The sequence below is a fragment of the Beijerinckiaceae bacterium genome, assembly GCA_004564215.1.
GTDB lineage: Bacteria > Pseudomonadota > Alphaproteobacteria > Rhizobiales > Beijerinckiaceae > Methylocapsa.
The window spans coordinates 2,828,394-2,843,881 of record CP024846.1; the positions used below are offsets into that span (position 1 = coordinate 2,828,394).

Genomic DNA, 15,488 nt, shown 5'->3' on the forward strand with positions numbered 1-15,488 from the left:
TTAAACGCCCGGCGTTCAATGGCGCCGGGCGTTTTGGCAACTGGTTTCTTCTAACAAGGATAGTTTCGTGCAAATCAGCTCAGCGGTGCGGGCCTTGTCCCTGACCCTTCTTTTCGCGTGTGGGACTGCCGCCATGGCCGAGGCCCCCGGAAATTCAAAAGCGGTTAAGCAAGACGACAAAGGCAAATATCTCGACGAAAAAGGCGATCCCACGTTCAACGTCAAAGCCGATGGGGCGGTCGATTGGTATAGCTATTCCGGCTTTCGCCGTTACCATGCCGAATGCCATGTGTGTCATGGTCCGGATGGCGAGGGCTCGACCTACGCGCCAGCGCTCAAGGATTCAGTGAAGCGCATGAACTACGCTGAATTTTATGGGATCGTCGTCGGCGGCAAGCAGGATCTCGCTGGCGGCGAGAACAAGGTCATGCCGGCGCTTGGCGACAACAAAAACGTCATGTGCTACATCGACGACATTTACGTTTACCTCCGTGGCAGATCCGGCGATTCGCTCGATCGCGGCCGACCGGCAAAACACGAAGAGAAACCGCAAGCGGCAGCGGATGCGGAACGCGCATGTCTTGGCGAAGCCAGCTAAGCGTAAAGCGCATGAAATTTTGGCGGAGCTTGCTCCCGTTGGCGCTGGTTTGCTCCGTCTCATCGATCGGGGCAGACGTTCTGGCGCAAACCGCGGACGAGACCTCGATCGAGCTGGTCGACCCAAATGTGTTGCGGGTCTGCGCCGATCCCCGCAATCTGCCTTTCTCGAACGAAGCCGGCCAAGGGTTCGAGAATAAGATTGCCGAGCTTCTCGCCCAAAAGCTCGGTAAATCCTTGGCCTATGAGTATTACCCCGGCGCCACCGGATTTTTGCGTAATACTTTGAACGCGCATCGCTGCGACGTCGTTATGGGGATGCCGCAAGGCGATGATTCCGTTCAAGGGACCAATCCCTATTACCGGACGACCTATGCTCTCGTCTCGAAAGCGGGCGCCGGGCTCGAAGCGATCGACAGCCTCGAAGATCAGCGCTTGCAGACAAAGAAGATCGGCATCGTGGCCGGCACCCCTCCGGCGACCAATCTCGCGATCAATGGTCTTTTGGGAAACCTCAAATCCTATCCGCTTGTTGTCGATACCAGGTTTGATGCCCCGACCCGGTCGATGATCGAGGATCTCCAGGAGGATCGCATCGATGTCGCGATCCTATGGGGGCCGATCGCCGGCTATTTCGCGAAACAGTCGAAGACTCCGTTGAAGGTGACACCGCTCATCAAGGAAACGACCGGACCGCGCATGATCTATCGCATCGGCATGGGCGTGCGCCATTCCGACCAGGAGTGGAAGCGTCTCCTCAACAAGATGATCGCCGACAACCAGGCCGAAATCACCCGTATATTGATTGATTATGGCGTTCCGCTTCTCGACGAGAACAATGGCTCCGTGACCCATTGAGGAGGCCTTGCGCGCAAGAGCGCATGAGCATCTGGCCTAATCAAGATTGCGTTCGATGATTCTGGCGAGCGCGAAAAGTCTTTGCTCGATGAGTGTCGGCGATTCGCACACATAGGTGAGCGACTTTTGCCGTTCATCGAAAATCCGGAGATCCCATTCCAAATCTTGCGCCGCGGTTTGGCCGGTTGGCCGGCTTCTGTCCGCAGGGGGGGCGGCCGGTCCCTGGTGGATCTGGGCATTCTCGGCACGAATTTTTTCGGCCAGCTCCTTTTGTTTTGCGCCGAAGCGAAGAAGCCCTTCCATCACCTGGGCGCGTTCGTCGTTGAGCGTTTCGAATAGGCCGGCGAACACCGCGACGAGCTTTGCCTTCTTCGCGGCACCGCCAGTTTTGGCGAAATCCTCGATGGCATGTTCCGCCTCATCGAGCGGCGTGCGGCGTGCCGCCATTCTTGCCACCAGATCGGCAACAGCCTGATCGCTCCGCCAATTGGAACTCTCGATCGCAGGGCCGGACCAAACCGTGGCCAGGGAGACCCGGGGCACCATGATTTGACGGCAAGGCCAGTTCGGCTGGGTTGCTGTCTTTGGTTCAACCGCAACGGCCCCGGCAGAACCAAGCGCCACCATTAGCACGAGGCCGCTAAGCGCACGTGCGAGCCGGGATAATGAGGATCGGTGCCTAGCAAAGGGATCCGACGGCGCGTGCATGTTGACTCCGAGATCGGCTGTTTAGAGCATGTTTGGGGAGAGAGCGAAACCATGGCCGAAAAATTGCGTGCCAAGCACGGCCGGCATCTTTTGGCGTTTGGGGCGTGGATAAAGCAGAGCAGGAGCAGGTGAGCGGGATCGCAAGCGGAACGCTCCCCGCCCTTTTGCGTTTGAAGAGGATCGGCCGCGTTCTGGCTTCTGTGGCGAAGCCGGTGATTTCCCCTGGTTGCGGACTTCGTATTAGAGTGAATGCTGCGCCATTGGTCTGGCGTAAGGGCCACGAGCATGGGAACGCGAAGATGAGCGAAGCCGGCAAGGAAAAGGAAAAAACCTATAGCGAAGCCGAGATCAAGGCTCGGCTTGAAAAGGAGCTGCCGCGCTGGGTCTATGAGGGGGGATGGATCCGTCGCACGTTCAAGACCACCAGCTGGAAAGGCACGCTCATGGTGATCAACACGGTTGGCCATCTTGCCGAAGCCGCGTGGCACCATCCCGATCTCACGGCGTCTTATGCATGGGTTGAAGTGCGGCTGCAAAACCATGCGGCGAAGGGAATCACCGACAAGGATTTTGAACTCGCAAAAAAGATCGAGGAAGTCGTTCTTTGGCAGCCCGGCTTGGCGGGCGGCGCCTTGGAGGGAACGCCGGCCGATCACCGCTTTTCCTACATCGACTACAAAAAGAGCTGAGCGTCTTGCGGCCAAGTTGAATCAAGGACGGCTTCTAAAAGGAGAGACCGATGGGCCTGATTGAATTGATCCTGACAGTTTACAGCCTCGCCCAGCCGGCGGCTTGCGAGGAACGCCACCTTTCCTTTGTAGATAGCGGTTCGCTGAGGCAATGCATGGTCCAGGCGCCGCCGACCCTGGCCGAATGGTCGAACAGTCACCCTGGCCGCCAAATCATGAAATGGCGATGCAGCTATCCGGAAAAGGAAGGGAATGCGATTTGAGGGGATCCGCCCGTTGACCCTCTTGGAGGACGGCCCCGGAATTCCCTAAAATCGAGGCCGAATGGAATGTTCGTTGGAAATATGAGTATTCAAATAAGGTTTTGGTAGTGTTTAAGCTTAAAATTCGCCCTCAATCGCGGCTTCGGGTCAACGGTCCGCCTTTCTTGGCAAAGGTTGCCGCCCGCCGTCCCGTTCTCTATATTTGGCGGATGCGCTTGCTACCTCGTTATGGAACTGGCTGAAGGGACGAGACATGGTTTCTCGCAAGAGCCAGCAAACCGCGCCAAAGCCGCGCCGTGGCGCCGAAGCTCGCCCGGCGACTCCGCTCGGTCTGCTCGCCGGCTGTCCCTTTCACGACGTCCGCATGAAGCTTTGTTCGGCCGGACTGCGACCAACGCGCCAGCGATTGGCCCTTGGCTGGCTGTTGTTCGCGAAAGGCGATCGCCATCTGACAGCCGAGAATCTCCAGGAGGAGGCGCAGGCCTCGCGCGTCTCGATTTCGCTCGCGACGATCTACAACAGCCTGAACCAATTTACCCAAGCCGGCTTATTGCGCGAAATTGCCATTGACGGCTCCCGGACCTATTTCGATACCAATGTCTCCGATCATCATCACTTTCTCGTCGAAAGCACGAATGCCCTGATCGACATTCCCCGCGTTGCCGTCGATCCGCGCGGCTTGCCGCAGCCCCCCGATGGCAAGTGGATCGCCGATGTCGAAGTTATCGTCCGGCTGCGCGACAGGCCGAGTGATTGAACGCCGCCGTCACACGGGTGCAGCGTCCCCTTGACATTTTGAGGATGTTTCCGATCCGCTGAACATATTCCGGTTCATGTGGATAAGCCGTATTCGTTGGTTTCGCTTGTCTTTTAGGTCACGAGCTCGGGCGAGCGGGAAGAAAATGTGGAAACATCCTGGATTGCGGGGTTTCGGGTTTCCGTTTTGCGGCAAAGCACCCTAAAGGTGATGCGGCATTGGATCATCACGGACGAGCGGGGAATTATTGATAAATGGCCATCAATCTCTTCGCGAACAATAATAAGCAGGTTTTGCCGGGGAAGATCGGCATCCTTCTCGTCAATCTCGGTACGCCGGACTCTCCTAAATTTTGGTCGGTGCGCCGTTTCCTGAAGGAATTCCTGTCAGATCGGCGGGTTGTCGATCTGCCCCGCATTTTCTGGTGGCCTATTCTATATTTTTTCGTCCTGATCCTGCGACCGGGCCGGCTATCCAAGCAATATGCCGCGGTCTGGAACAAGGAGACAGGGGAGGGCCCTCTGAAGGCGACGACCAGGTCGCAAGCCGAGAAGCTGGCCGCGTGGATCAGCGCTGGCGGCCTCGATCCGAAGGGTCACCAGGCGGGCTCCGATCGGTTCTTCATCGCCTGGGCCATGCGGTACCGCAAGCCGGACATCGCGGAAGGAATCGTGAGCCTGAAGGATCATGGCTGCACGAGAATACTTGTCGTTCCGCTCTATCCTCAATATTCGGCGGCCACGACGGCAAGCGTCTACGATAAGGTTTTCGAGACCTTGAGAGCGATGCGCTGGCAGCCCGCCGTGCGGATCGCGCCCCCTTATTACAACGACCGCACGTATATCGACGTTCTGGCGACATCGCTTCGCGCCGGCCTATCGCGTCTCGATTTCGTGCCCGATATGATCCTCACCTCTTTCCACGGCTTGCCGAAAGCCCAGGTCGACAAGGGTGACCCTTATCTCGATCAGTGCCTCGAGACTTGGCGGCTGCTGTGCGAGGATTTGGGGCTTGGCTCGGATCGGATGCCAATCAGCTTCCAATCGCGTTTTGGTTCGGGGGATTGGTTGCAGCCTTATACGGCTGCGAGGGTCAAGAGCGCCGCGGCCCAAGGCTTGAAAGGCCTGGTGATCATATCGCCCGGGTTTTCCGCGGATTGTCTTGAAACACTTTATGAACTCGATGCCGAAAATCGCGCCATTTTCCTTGAGAATGGCGGCAAAAACTTCGCTGTAATTCCTTGCCTCAACGATAGCGAACTCGGCATGATGCTGATCTACGATCTGGTCTCACGCGAATTGAAGGGTTGGGTGTAGGCCCACGCCCAGCAAGCTGTGGCCGGTCTTTAGAAAGAGAGACCGCGCCTAAAGAAACCTTTGGGTCGTTAAGGCCTCGATCCCACGCGCGGCAAAACTCCGGCGCGCCTCGTTGATGGATCCCGCGACATCAAGGCCGCGGCAGGCGTCCTCGATGACGAAAACCCCAAAGCCTTGGCTATGGGCGTCCTCCGCCGAAAAGCGCACGCAATAGTCCAAGGCGAGCCCGGCAATAAAAATCCGCTTAAAGCCACGCTCGCGGAGATAGCCGGTAAGCCCGGTCGGTGTCGTTCGATCGTTTTCAAAGAACGCCGAATAGGAATCGATGGACGGTCGGAATCCCTTCCGCAAAATGAGTTCGGCATGGGGGATCTGAAGCCCGGCGTGGAAAGCTGCGCCCGGCGTATCTTGGACGGTGTGATCCGGCCAAAGGATCTGTTTCCCATAGGCCAATTCGACCGTCTCATAGGGCTGGCGGCCGCTGTGGGACGAGGCAAATGACTGATGCCCGCGGGGATGCCAGTCCTGCGTCAGAACAACATGATCAAAGCGGCTGGCAAGCCGATTGACCAGCGTAATAATTTCGTCGCCTTGCTGCACCGGCAGGCGGCCCCCGGGGCAGAAATCATTCTGGATATCGACGACCAGAAGAAGGTCGCTTGACTGGGTTTTATTGTTCATCGGCAATCCCTCTCGGGTTGCGAGTCTTTCCGAAGCAAGCGTAGGTGCGAGCGCGCACAACGCTCCTTATCGATTTTGGGCCATTCGCATATTTGTCCAAAATGAAACAAACGATCACAAACGTTATTTCACTGCCCTTAACCTTTACCCCTATCCCCTTCTGCGGCAAACTCAGCCCATGCTCGAATTAAAAAACTTTTGTTTGCGCAGTCTCATCTTCGGACTCTCCTTGGCTTGCGTGGCGGTTGCGAATGCGCAAGGAGATGTTCTGGCGCGCGTGAAATCCCAAGGCGTCGTCCATTGCGGGAGCGTAGCGCGGCCCGGTCTTGCCGAGCCAAACCCCGACCGATCCGACCCTTTTGCGCCAAGCGGTGAATGGTTCGGTCTCAATGTTGAGATCTGTCGGGCCATTGCGGTTGCGGTTCTTGGAACTTCAGGGCGGTTCGAATTTCGAAGCTACGAAACACGAAGAGATTTCGACGCAGTCAGAAAGCAAGAGGACGATATTTTCTTCCTGACCGGCTCGGATATCGTCGAGCAAGATCTTGGCGGGGCGCTTTTGCCGGGACCCAGCGTTTACTACGAAACGCGCGCCGTGTTGGTGCCTGAGATTTCGGCGGTGAAGCGTCTTGAAGACCTCAAAGGCGCAAGAATTTGTTTTGTGAACGGCACCAGCACGCAGCGCAGCCTTGAGGTCTATTTCGAGGCCAAGCACCTCGCTTTCGCCCGCCTCGGGTTCAGCCAACCGGACGATATGTTTGCGGCCTATCAGGCCGGGCAATGCGACGCTGTTGCTGATGAAACGACTGCGCTTGCCAAATCGCAATTGCACAGACACGCCCAGGCCATCCCCGGTCGGATCTTGGCGCAGCCACTTGCTGCTTTTCCCATTATGGCCACCACCTCTGCCGCCGACGCCAATTGGGCTGCTATTGTCAGCTGGGCCATACATTCGCTGATGCGGGATGAAATCCGAGAAGGCCGCTGGCTTGCCGATGGTGCGCGCGCGCCGCCGATCGAGGCTTCTTATCTAGGGCTCGGCCTGGGATGGCAAAGGCGGATGATCGAAGCGCTCGGCACTTACGCCGACATTTTCAGCCGGACGCTCGGTGCGAAATCGATTTACGGGGAAGCGCGGGGCCTGAGCGTGCGATCGCGCGACGCCGGGCTCTTTCTCTCCCCCTACGCGGACTAACGCCGGACTCAGCAGAGCAGAAAGCTGCCGCAGGGCTTACGATCGGGGTCGGCTGGAAGTTGCGGCGACCGACCCCTCAAGAACCAAGTCTATTGTTGCATGCGTTGAAGAACGGGTGCATTCTTTAGCGGAGATTTATTGCTGTACTACAGCTCAGGCCAGGAAGTTATTGGAGGCCGACAAGTATATTCTCAGGGAGGAAAGTATGACCGTTGCGCTTATTCTCTCCATGAAGGGAAGGGACGTGGTCGTCACGCAGCCCCATCGGACGTTGGCCGAAGCTGCCGCGATCTTGACTGCGAAAAACATCGGCGCGGCCGTGGTGGTCGATCCTCACGGCCGTGTGCTGGGATTGTTGGGAGAGCGTGACATCGTGCACGCGGTTGGCGTCGTCGGCGCCCTCGCCCTGTCCGATCCTGTTTCCAAATATATGATCACGGAGGTGGTCACAGCGCCCGAAGACGAATGCGTTGACGACACGATGCAAAAGATGACTGAGCGGCGATTCCGCCATATCCCGGTCGTCGACGGGGAAAAGCTGGTCGGCATCGTGTCGATCGGGGACGTCGTCAAATATCGGCTCGATCAAATCCAACACGAGCATCAGGCAATGCGCGAATATATCGCGACGGCATAAGCGCGCGGCGACGGCTTATGCCTTGGAGACGGCGCTCTCTGTGGGCGTCAATGCGATGTCTTCGGCGATGTCCGGAAGCACCCGACGCGTCGCTTCTCGGCCGATTGCGATGAGTTCCTCCGCGCGGTGAAAATCGAACAGGCCGACTTTGCCGAGCCGCGCATTGATCAGAACGTCCGGTGGATCGCCCGCGAGACGCGACCGCGAGATTCGTCCTTGCGCAATATTGAAAGCATCCATCATCGCATTGGCGATGCCGGGGGCTCCGTCCTCGCGATGGCCGAACAGCCGTCGCAAATTTCCGCCCATCCCGCCAAAAATTCGCGCGCTCAAGGTCCGCTCCGCTTCCGGGGGAGTGAGGGTGAAACTTTCCAGCGACCGCTCAATCGAGAGCGGATCATGGATGGTGGTTCCGCGGAAAGTTGTGTCGCTCACCAGATTGACGGCGACAACCACCTCGGCTCCAAGCGCGCGGCAGACCGTGACAGGGATCGGATTGACGAGCGCACCATCGAAGAGCCAGCGGCCATTAATCTTCACCGGCTCAAAAATCCCCGGCAAGGCGTAAGACGCGCGAATGGCGTCGGCGAGATTGCCTTTGGTCAGCCAAATTTCGTGCCCCGTGCCGGACTCGGTCGCGACGGCAGCGAAACCTTTTTCCAGATCCTCGAAGCTTTTCCCTTCCAGCTCTTTTTCGAGCGCCAGCCGCAGCTTTTCGCCCGCAAGAAAGCTTACGCCTGAAAATGATAAATCCATCAGGCTCATGACACGCTTCTTGGTCAGGCCACGCGCGAAGGCCTCAATGGCCTTGAGTTTGCCCGCCGCATAGCACCCGCCGACCAAGGCGCCGATCGAGGTGCCGGCGACAACATCTGGATAAATCCCGTGCTCGTTGAGTTCCAGCAAGACGCCGATGTGCGACCAGCCGCGGGCCGCTCCAGCGCCAAGCGCGACGCCGACCCTCGGTCCGTGCTTACGTACCTTAAAGGGATGCTTGCCCACGACTCCGTAATCGCCCGAAGTGTCCGGGTTTTGGCGGTAGAGCGGGGGCATTTCACTCAATTCATGAGGTTTCGCGGGCGGATTTTCGCGCGAAAACGCATTCTTTGGCGAAGTCAGCGATGAATCCTTGGCCCTAAATATCAACATGGTTGCCTCTTCGCGAGCTTGCCTCTTGTTGGTTGAAAAACTTTGAATAATCCCAAAGCAAGGGCGTAAAACTCGGACAAAACTCTTCACAGCTCCTAGGCACCGATTTCGCCACTTCCGGAACTCACGACGGTAACGGCTTATCGGCGCCAGAATATGGTTAGAATCATTCTATTTAAATCGGTGTGGCCTCAGTCGAAAACAAGCGTCACTGCCGCGCCGTCGAACTCGATTTTGCGGTAGAAACACGAGCGCCGTCCTGTGTGGCAAACGCCGCCATCGCCTCCGGGTTCAACCGTTAGAAGCAATGCATCTTGGTCGCAATCCGTCCTGATTTCAGTGACTTTTTGCACTTGTCCGGAGGTGTCGCCCTTGCGCCATAGGCATTTTCGCGAGCGGGACCAAAAATGTGCAATGCCTGTCTCAATCGTTAGGCGAAGGGCCTCGTCATTCATGTAGGCGAGCATGAGGACTTGGCCGTCCTGCACGGCCCGGACCACACAGACAATGAGGCCGTTCTCGTCGAATCGCGGCGAGAAAGTCGCTCCCTCCTCCTGTTCATGCTTCGCGGCCGGGTTGATGTTTGGCCCAGGCGGTGACGAGGAGGGCGAGCCCATGTCGGATGTCCTGCGTGGCCCCGCATCTTCGCGGGAGCCATTCACGTAAGATTGTCGCGTGCGGTTGCCATGTCGGACGCACCGCAAGCGATGCTGTTTCAGCCGATGCGCAGCCGGATTACTTGCCGCGCACCATGGTCAAGAACCTGACCTGCTCAGCGGGATCGTCCCGAAAGATGCCGGTAAATTGCGTCGTCACGGTGTCCGAGCCGTGTTTGCGGACGCCGCGCATCGACATGCACATATGCTCGGCCTCAAGCATCACCGCGCAGCCCCGAGGGCGCAATTCCCGGTCGATGGACCCGACGATCTGCGCGGTCAACGCCTCCTGGGTTTGCAGGCGTTTGGCATAGATGTCGATCAGCCGTGCGAGTTTGGAGAGGCCGACGACGCCCACTTCCGAGGGATAATAAGCGACATGGGCCACGCCGAAAAAAGGGACCATGTGGTGCTCGCAATGCGAAAAGAACGGGATGTCCCGCAGCAGCACCATATCGTCATAGCCATGGACTTCCTCGAACACCCGCGCCAGAACGCTGTTCGGGTCTTCGCGATAGCCGGAAAAGAACTCTTCGAACGCCTTGGCAACCCGTTTCGGCGTATCGCGTAAACCTTCTCGCGAAGGGTCGTCGCCAGTCCAGCGCAACAGAACGCGCACGGCCGCCTCGGCCTCCTCGCGGGTTGGACGGGTAACCGGGGAAGAATTGGGTTGCGGCTGCGGACGTTCAAGCAAGGACTTAACCACGGCATCCATGTGGCGCCTCCGTTAGAGTTCGAATGAGCGTCCTAGATCATGCTCCCGACAATCGAGCACCGGACGGACGTTTGTCCGGGGAGTTTCGCATGAAATGTGCCAGATCTCGTTCGCCAAACCCGATGCTCCTATATAGTATGCGCAGGGGTTCGTCACCTGGACCTTTGTCTCAAGCGAAGCCATGCTCCCAGACATATATAATCATCGAATTCTCGACTTGGCAGGAAATATTCCGCGGCAGGGGCGCCTTGCGGTTCCGGATGCGACCGCGAAAGCGCACTCCAAACTCTGCGGCTCGACGGTGATTGTCGATCTTGTCATGAAAGACGGCCAAGTCGCTGATTTCGCGCATGAAGTGAAAGCCTGCGCCCTTGGCCAGGCGGCCGCCTCGATCATGGCGCGCAACGTCATTGGCGCGACTGGACCGGAGCTTCGGGCGCTACGCGAGCAAGTGCGCGCCATGCTCAAGGAAAATGGCCCGCCGCCGGAGGGGAAATGGGCCGACATCGCCATGCTTGAGCCGGTGCGGGATTACAAGGCGCGACACGCCTCGACGCTTCTCACCTTCGATGCGACGGTCGATTGTGTCACGCAGATCGAGGCCAGGACGCGGGCGGCCGCAGAATAGGCCGCCTCGCCGACACCGACAAAAATGTCAGAACCCGTTCCAAACAAAGGAATAAGCTAGGATCGCACCGGCCGTGACATTGTTGAGCGAGCCGATCCGATTGGGGATCGGGCTGCCGCCGGGGCTGCTGACATAGCGGGTGACGCCGCCGAAAACCGTCGTGCTCCACGCGGGCGAAAACTCATATTTGACGGCGCCCAGCCCACCGACCGAGGTCAGCCCGCCATGCGCTTGATAGGGGTATACACTGCGGTTTAGGAATGCCTCGCCGGGTGTCACAGAGAAATAGGCGCGGTTGAATTGATCGTCGCCAAACTGGAAGCGCGGGCCAGCCGAAAAGGTGAAGGCGCCCAATCTCTGTACGTAATCCAATTCGATGTTGCCATCGAAGCCTTGCGCGCCGGTGATGCCCTGGCGTGCCTCGAGGCGGATACGGAAATTTTCGGTTGGCCAGAGTTCCAGAAAGCCGCCGAGCTCAGCGGTAAATCCGACATTATGCAGACCGTAGAAGCTCCAATTGCTGCCGCCCAGGAACCCACCGCTGAGGCCACGCCTTTCTATGAAGCGCGCGACCGGACCTGCTTTGATCCAGCCGAGATCGAGTAGCGCGATGCCGAGCCCGTCGTCCGGTGAAATGAAGGGTGCCGGGTCGCCGGGCCGGTGGTAAGAGATATAGCCGGTCGGCCAAACCGAATAGCTCTTCGCGCCGGGGAATGAGGTGAAAACATTGGGACCGACTCCCAAAGTTATGACCCAGCCTTCAACGGGGGCGGGAGCGACCGGAGCCAAATCGGCCGCGCGAACGGAAGACGTCGAAAGCGCAAGGAGGGTCGCAAGGCCAAAGCGTGAGGAGAAAGACACTTACGCACCTCGAATCTGGGAGCCAATTGGAATTGCGGCCATTATGTGCTTTCAGTTAAAAGCTGCCAGTGCATTTCTGCCACAGTTGATCTGAATGTGGGGCACCCGACGTTAATCGACATGCAACGATTGTCTCGTTTCGGCCGCCGCGCCGCGCATATGGCTATCCGCGGCTATCAGCTCACTTTGTCCTCGATCGCCGGGACCCACTGTCGCCACCTGCCGACATGTTCGTCCTATATGGACGAGGCGATCGCGCGGCATGGGCTTTGGGCGGGCGGCGTGATGGGCCTTGCGCGGCTTTGCCGGTGTCATCCCTGGGGGTCTTCAGGCTTCGATCCCGTGCCGCAGACCCTGCCTCCGCATGCCCACTGGCTGCGGCCGTGGACGTTTGTCACGCGGCCGACAGCAGACGGCGACAAGAAACAGTCTTAGCCGGCTGAGCGCTGGTGCAACAGGGCAAGGGCCACGGCGCAGGCATTGGACACATTGAGACTCTTGATGGCGCCGGGCATGTCGAGCCGGACCAGCAAATCGCAATTCTCCCGGCTGAGCCGACGCAGCCCCTTGCCTTCGCCGCCAAGCACAAGGGCGATGGGGCGCCGCAGCGGCGCCTCCGCGAAATTGTCTGCCGCGTCCGAGTCAAGCCCGACGCGCAGATAGCCGCTTTCCCCCAATTCTTCGAGCGCGCGCGCCAGATTGACCACGCTGACGATGGCGACATGTTCGAGACCGCCGGATGCGGCTTTGGCGACAACGCCGGTCATCTCCGGCGCATGGCGCTGGGTCATCACCACCGCGTCGACGCCAAAAGCTGCCGCGGTGCGCAAAATAGCGCCGGCATTATGCGGATCGCTGATCTGATCGAGCACCAGCACGATCCCGCTCTTTGAAACGATGTCGGAAAGATCGAGAGGCTCCAGCCGAAGCGTTTCAAGCATGACGCCTTGGTGGACGGCTCCGGCGCCAAGCCGGCGCGCGAGATCCTGGGCTTCGACAATGCGGGGCTGCAAGCCGGCGCCGGCGATTTCCTCGGCCAGCCGATCGGCGGCGGCCTTCGTTGCATAAATATCCAGGAGTTTGCGGCGCCCCGCGCGCAATGCCTCGCGAACGGCGTGGAACCCATAAAGAACGACGAGGTTGCCGGCCGCATGCCGGAACGCCGGTGCCTGGGCGTGATTTTGTTCGCCGGGCGCGGGTCGGGGCGTCGTCGACGGCTTGTGGCCCGTGACCCAGCTTTTGCCGGGGGCGGTGGGTCGGGGCGCGGCAATGCCGGCATGCTTATGCTTGCCGAATGCGTTGCTGTTGGCGCCGAAGCCCTTCGATCTGTCTCGTGTCAAATGCGCGGCTCCGGAAATTGAAGGATCCTTAGTACCTGTCACGGCGAACCGGGCCGCGCAATGTCCGGATCGTGGCAGCTGGGTGGTGGGAGCCGTTTTTGGTTGACAGCGGCGAGGCCGGTTCGCATAAGCGCGGGGATGAATGCCCTTTGGGGTGTTTGGGGGAGTGTCCCGAGCGGCAAAGGGGGCGGACTGTAAATCCGCTGGCTACGCCTTCGTAGGTTCGAGTCCTACCTCCCCCACCATCGCTCTCGCCGGCCGTTGTTGGCCTTATTGCTGAAGCGATCCTATGATGCTTTCGTTTATGCGGGCGACCGCCTCGATGCGGACGCGCCTGATCGTCATTCCGGCGGCCCTGTTGTTGCTGGGGATGGCAACCGCCATCCTCGTGACCCTTTTCGACGCCCAAAGCCGCATCCGTTCCGAGAGTGCTTCCGGTATCAAACACGGCAGCCTTGTTATTGAATACGCCCTCGACGATGTCGCCGCGGCGTCCGATCCCGACGCCGCCCTGCGGCGATTGCAGGCCGAACTCAAGCACGTCCGGCATATTTCGGTCCGTTATCTGCCCGAGGATGCGGCCTCGAAAAACGAGACGATCGAATCCGGCTCCGATACGGGCGTGCCGAAATGGTTTTTGAATTTCTTCGTGGGGCCGCAGATCGTCAAATCCTACCCGGTGACGATCAAAGGCGAACCGCATGGCGAACTTGTTATGTCGACAAAGCCCGCCGACGAGGTCGCGGAAATCTGGAACGACCTTTCCTTCCTGACCGTCCTTCTGGCCGCAATTTCGGCCGGCATCATGACGCTGATCACGCTGACCACGCACCAGACGCTCAAGCCGCTGAACGAATTGGTCGACGGGCTGTGCCGCCTGCAACGCGGGGAGTTCAGCGCCCTCAACGAAATCCGTATCCTTGAGCTGCGGCAAATAGGTGAACAATTCAATCGTCTGGCGCGGTCCTTGGCGCGAACCGAAGCCGACAATCATCTGCTCGTCGACCGGCTGATGTCGATTCAAGAGGCCGAACGCAAGGAACTCGCGCGCGAATTGCACGATGAATTCGGCGCCTCCTTGTTCGGGATCAGAGCCGCCGCGTCCTGCATCATGGAGGATGCCGCCGTCGGTCTCAATGAAGACGGCGTGCGAGAGATCGTGGGCCGTGCGAAGGCCATATCGAGCCTTGCCGATTCGATTCAAAAGCAGAATTACCGAATTCTCGAACGGGTGCGGCCGGTCATCCTGCATCAGGTCGGCCTCGTCAACGCGACCCGCGATCTCGTCGAGCAATGGCGGATCGCGCATCGCGACATAGCTTGCGAGGTGAGTCTTCCGGCGGAGCCGCCGCCCTGCGACGAAGACGTCAGCCTAACCGCCTACCGCATCGTTCAGGAATGTCTGACCAATGTCGCGCGGCATGCGAAAGCCAAGCATGTACGGGTCGTCATGGCGTGCAGCGGGGGAGATGCGAACCCAACGAGTCTCCCTGAGATGGGCCATCGCGCGATTCATGTTTCGGTTGAAGATGATGGCGTCGGGCTTGCGGACGACCTCCAATTTGGTTTCGGTTTTTTGGGAATGACCGAGCGGGTTCGCAAGCTCGGAGGACATTTCAAGATTTCGAACAGCCAACGTGCCGGGACCTTGATCGAAGCGATCATACCCTTGGCAGAGCGCGCGGCCGGGTAATCCGGGAAAGTCAATTGGCCCTCGGCTTGCTTTCTTTGAGTTCTCTTGTTTCGCGGCTGATGCTGGGCCACATGATCGGGTTGCCATGAAATTGAATTCGCGGGAACTGCAACAAATCGTCCACGTCACGCTGGAGCATTACGACCGGCGCGCCGAAGAATTCTGGGCGGGAACGCGTGACCACAATGTCAGCCAGAACATCGCGTCGTTGCTGCACCACATCGAAGGCGAGCCACCCTTCAGGATTCTCGATTTCGGCTGCGGACCGGGACGCGACCTCAAGACCTTTAGGGAACTTGGTCATATTCCCACGGGTTTGGAAGGCGCCGGACATTTCGCTGCCATGGCGCGCGCCTACAGCGGCTGCGAAGTGTGGCAGCAGGATTTCCTTAAGCTCGAACTGCCGGAGGATTATTTCGACGGTGTCTTCGCCAACGCCACGCTATTTCATGTCCCACGCCAGGAGTTGCCGCGGGTGCTGCGGGACCTGCGCGCGGCGCTGAAGCCGGGCGGCGTGCTGTTCAGCTCGAATCCGCGCGGTGAAAACCAGGAGGGCTGGAACAATGGGCGCTACGGCGTATATCATGACCTTGAGGCTTGGCGCCGTTATCTGGCGGCTGCCGGGTTCGTCGAACTGACGCATTACTACCGGCCCGAGGGCGTGCCGCGCGAACAGCAGGCCTGGTTGGCGAGCGTCTGGCGTAAATTGGCGTCCTGATCGCCGCTTTCCTCGGGCGAGCGCGAA

General features: G+C 59.0%; 19 protein-coding genes and 1 tRNA gene. 13 read left to right on the forward strand and 7 right to left on the reverse strand.

Annotation, left to right across the window (positions count from 1 at the left end; all coding sequences use genetic code 11):
* Nucleotides 1–133: 133 nt before the first annotated feature.
* Both CU048_13445 and CU048_13450 read left to right on the forward strand, forming a co-directional pair.
* Nucleotides 134–598 carry a c-type cytochrome, methanol metabolism-related gene (locus CU048_13445; protein ID QBR72104.1) on the forward strand — a complete coding sequence of 155 codons (465 nt, stop codon included), beginning with the start codon at nucleotides 134–136 and terminating at the stop codon, nucleotides 596–598.
* Nucleotides 599–609: 11 nt separating this feature from the next.
* On the forward strand, nucleotides 610–1,455 hold the full coding sequence (locus tag CU048_13450) for a quinoprotein dehydrogenase-associated putative ABC transporter substrate-binding protein (protein QBR72105.1): 846 nt from the start codon (nucleotides 610–612) through the stop codon (nucleotides 1,453–1,455).
* 36 nt (nucleotides 1,456–1,491) lie between these two features.
* On the opposite strand, the gene CU048_13455 is transcribed toward CU048_13450, so the two are convergent.
* Nucleotides 1,492–2,082, reverse strand: a complete 591-nt coding sequence (locus tag CU048_13455) for a hypothetical protein (GenBank protein ID QBR72106.1) — start codon at nucleotides 2,080–2,082, stop codon at nucleotides 1,492–1,494.
* 380 nt (nucleotides 2,083–2,462) lie between these two features.
* On the opposite strand from CU048_13455, the gene CU048_13460 reads away from it, so the two are divergent.
* The 4 genes from CU048_13460 to CU048_13475 all read left to right on the forward strand — a co-directional run bounded on the left by CU048_13460 (nucleotide 2,463) and on the right by CU048_13475 (nucleotide 5,188).
* The gene (locus tag CU048_13460; protein QBR72937.1) at nucleotides 2,463–2,852 is read left to right on the forward strand and encodes a 4a-hydroxytetrahydrobiopterin dehydratase; all 390 of its coding nucleotides are present in this window, start codon (nucleotides 2,463–2,465) and stop codon (nucleotides 2,850–2,852) included.
* Between the two features lie 50 nt (nucleotides 2,853–2,902).
* Nucleotides 2,903–3,115 carry a hypothetical protein gene (locus CU048_13465; GenBank protein QBR72107.1) on the forward strand — a complete coding sequence of 71 codons (213 nt, stop codon included), beginning with the start codon at nucleotides 2,903–2,905 and terminating at the stop codon, nucleotides 3,113–3,115.
* Between the two features lie 253 nt (nucleotides 3,116–3,368).
* Entirely contained in the window at nucleotides 3,369–3,872 is a 504-nt protein-coding gene (locus CU048_13470; GenBank protein QBR72108.1) for a transcriptional repressor, read from the forward strand.
* A gap of 254 nt (nucleotides 3,873–4,126) precedes the next feature.
* Nucleotides 4,127–5,188, forward strand: a complete 1,062-nt coding sequence (locus tag CU048_13475; GenBank protein ID QBR72109.1) for a ferrochelatase — start codon at nucleotides 4,127–4,129, stop codon at nucleotides 5,186–5,188.
* A 48-nt stretch (nucleotides 5,189–5,236) separates the two neighbouring features.
* Here CU048_13475 and CU048_13480 read toward each other — a convergent pair whose 3' ends face one another.
* Entirely contained in the window at nucleotides 5,237–5,869 is a 633-nt protein-coding gene (locus tag CU048_13480; protein ID QBR72110.1) for a nicotinamidase/pyrazinamidase, read from the reverse strand.
* On the opposite strand from CU048_13480, the gene CU048_13485 reads away from it, so the two are divergent.
* Both CU048_13485 and CU048_13490 read left to right on the forward strand, forming a co-directional pair.
* Nucleotides 5,862–7,064, forward strand: a complete 1,203-nt coding sequence (locus CU048_13485; protein QBR72111.1) for a hypothetical protein — start codon at nucleotides 5,862–5,864, stop codon at nucleotides 7,062–7,064. The two genes, CU048_13480 and CU048_13485, sit on opposite strands and share 8 nt — an antisense overlap.
* A gap of 205 nt (nucleotides 7,065–7,269) precedes the next feature.
* Nucleotides 7,270–7,701, forward strand: a complete 432-nt coding sequence (locus tag CU048_13490; GenBank protein ID QBR72112.1) for an inosine-5-monophosphate dehydrogenase — start codon at nucleotides 7,270–7,272, stop codon at nucleotides 7,699–7,701.
* A 15-nt stretch (nucleotides 7,702–7,716) separates the two neighbouring features.
* Here the strand turns inward: CU048_13490 and CU048_13495 are convergent, their stop codons facing one another.
* The 3 genes from CU048_13495 to folE form a co-directional block, all read right to left on the reverse strand.
* Nucleotides 7,717–8,754: an NTE family protein rssA gene (locus tag CU048_13495; GenBank protein QBR72938.1), complete on the reverse strand. Its 1,038-nt coding sequence runs from the start codon at nucleotides 8,752–8,754 to the stop codon at nucleotides 7,717–7,719.
* Between the two features lie 287 nt (nucleotides 8,755–9,041).
* Nucleotides 9,042–9,467 carry a phosphoribosyl-AMP cyclohydrolase gene (locus CU048_13500; protein ID QBR72113.1) on the reverse strand — a complete coding sequence of 142 codons (426 nt, stop codon included), beginning with the start codon at nucleotides 9,465–9,467 and terminating at the stop codon, nucleotides 9,042–9,044.
* A gap of 118 nt (nucleotides 9,468–9,585) precedes the next feature.
* Entirely contained in the window at nucleotides 9,586–10,221 is a 636-nt protein-coding gene (gene folE, locus CU048_13505) for a GTP cyclohydrolase I FolE (GenBank protein QBR72114.1), read from the reverse strand.
* Nucleotides 10,222–10,402: 181 nt separating this feature from the next.
* On the opposite strand from folE, the gene CU048_13510 reads away from it, so the two are divergent.
* The gene (locus tag CU048_13510; protein QBR72115.1) at nucleotides 10,403–10,849 is read left to right on the forward strand and encodes an iron-sulfur cluster assembly scaffold protein; all 447 of its coding nucleotides are present in this window, start codon (nucleotides 10,403–10,405) and stop codon (nucleotides 10,847–10,849) included.
* 27 nt (nucleotides 10,850–10,876) lie between these two features.
* Here the strand turns inward: CU048_13510 and CU048_13515 are convergent, their stop codons facing one another.
* A complete protein-coding gene (locus CU048_13515; GenBank protein ID QBR72116.1) occupies nucleotides 10,877–11,710 on the reverse strand; it encodes a hypothetical protein in 834 nt (277 codons plus the stop codon).
* Nucleotides 11,711–11,830: 120 nt separating this feature from the next.
* On the opposite strand from CU048_13515, the gene CU048_13520 reads away from it, so the two are divergent.
* On the forward strand, nucleotides 11,831–12,145 hold the full coding sequence (locus CU048_13520; protein QBR72117.1) for a membrane protein insertion efficiency factor YidD: 315 nt from the start codon (nucleotides 11,831–11,833) through the stop codon (nucleotides 12,143–12,145).
* Here the strand turns inward: CU048_13520 and CU048_13525 are convergent.
* The gene (locus tag CU048_13525) at nucleotides 12,142–12,981 is read right to left on the reverse strand and encodes a 23S rRNA (guanosine(2251)-2'-O)-methyltransferase RlmB (protein ID QBR72939.1); all 840 of its coding nucleotides are present in this window, start codon (nucleotides 12,979–12,981) and stop codon (nucleotides 12,142–12,144) included. The genes CU048_13520 and CU048_13525 overlap by 4 nt on opposite strands.
* Before the next feature lie 229 nt (nucleotides 12,982–13,210).
* Between CU048_13525 and CU048_13530 the strand changes: the two genes are divergently transcribed.
* The 3 genes from CU048_13530 (at nucleotide 13,211) to CU048_13540 (ending at nucleotide 15,461) form a co-directional block, all read left to right on the forward strand.
* A tRNA-Tyr gene (locus CU048_13530) sits at nucleotides 13,211–13,295 on the forward strand.
* 44 nt (nucleotides 13,296–13,339) lie between these two features.
* Nucleotides 13,340–14,743, forward strand: coding sequence for a histidine kinase (locus CU048_13535; GenBank protein QBR72118.1), 1,404 nt, complete (start codon nucleotides 13,340–13,342; stop codon nucleotides 14,741–14,743).
* Between the two features lie 85 nt (nucleotides 14,744–14,828).
* Nucleotides 14,829–15,461 (forward strand): SAM-dependent methyltransferase, encoded by a 633-nt coding sequence (locus CU048_13540; GenBank protein QBR72119.1) that lies wholly within the window; start codon nucleotides 14,829–14,831, stop codon nucleotides 15,459–15,461.
* Nucleotides 15,462–15,488 lie beyond the last annotated feature (27 nt).